This is a genomic window from Dickeya sp. MK7, from assembly GCF_000406305.1.
Lineage (GTDB): Bacteria > Pseudomonadota > Gammaproteobacteria > Enterobacterales > Enterobacteriaceae > Dickeya > Dickeya fangzhongdai.
In genome coordinates, this window is the sequence record NZ_AOOO01000055.1 from 1 (window position 1) to 1,073 (window position 1,073).

Sequence of the window (1,073 nt, forward strand, 5' to 3'; positions counted from 1 at the left end):
CCTACGGTGGCCAGGCTCGTGCATTCGACCAGATCGACAACGCGCCGGAAGAAAAAGCGCGTGGTATCACCATCAACACCTCTCACGTTGAATACGATACCCCGACTCGTCACTACGCGCACGTTGACTGCCCGGGACACGCCGACTACGTGAAAAACATGATCACCGGTGCTGCCCAGATGGACGGCGCGATCCTGGTAGTTGCTGCGACTGACGGCCCGATGCCGCAGACTCGTGAGCACATCCTGCTGGGTCGTCAGGTAGGCGTTCCGTACATCATCGTGTTCCTGAACAAATGCGACATGGTTGATGACGAAGAGCTGCTGGAACTGGTTGAGATGGAAGTGCGCGAGCTGCTGTCTCAGTACGACTTCCCGGGCGACGACACGCCGGTTATCCGCGGTTCCGCGCTGAAAGCGCTGGAAGGCGATGCCGAGTGGGAAGCGAAAATCATCGAACTGGCCGAAGCGCTGGACAGCTACATTCCGGAACCGGAGCGTGCGATTGACAAGCCGTTCCTGCTGCCGATCGAAGACGTATTCTCCATCTCCGGCCGTGGTACCGTAGTAACCGGTCGTGTAGAGCGCGGCATCATCAAAGTGGGTGAAGAAGTTGAAATCGTGGGTATCAAAGACACCACGAAAACCACCTGTACTGGTGTTGAAATGTTCCGCAAACTGCTGGACGAAGGCCGTGCGGGCGAGAACGTGGGTGTTCTGCTGCGTGGTACCAAGCGTGATGAAGTTGAGCGTGGTCAGGTTCTGGCCAAGCCGGGTTCAATCAAGCCGCACACTCAGTTCGAATCTGAAGTGTATATCCTGAGCAAAGACGAAGGTGGCCGTCACACGCCGTTCTTCAAAGGCTACCGTCCGCAGTTCTACTTCCGTACAACTGACGTGACTGGCACCATCGAACTGCCGGAAGGCGTAGAAATGGTAATGCCGGGCGACAACATCAAGATGGTCGTAAACCTGATCGCGCCGATCGCGATGGACGACGGTCTGCGTTTCGCTATCCGTGAAGGCGGCCGTACTGTAGGCGCCGGCGTGGTTGCCAAAGTTATCGCTTAATTG

Annotated in this window: 1 protein-coding gene; it reads left to right on the plus strand. The window is 56.8% G+C overall.

Features of this window, described 5'->3' with window-relative positions; translation table 11 throughout:
- Positions 1-1,070, plus strand: a 1,070-nt coding sequence (tuf, locus tag DXXMK7_RS00060; RefSeq protein WP_038917305.1) for an elongation factor Tu, incomplete at its 5' end; no start/stop codon positions are given.
- Positions 1,071-1,073 lie beyond the last annotated feature (3 nt).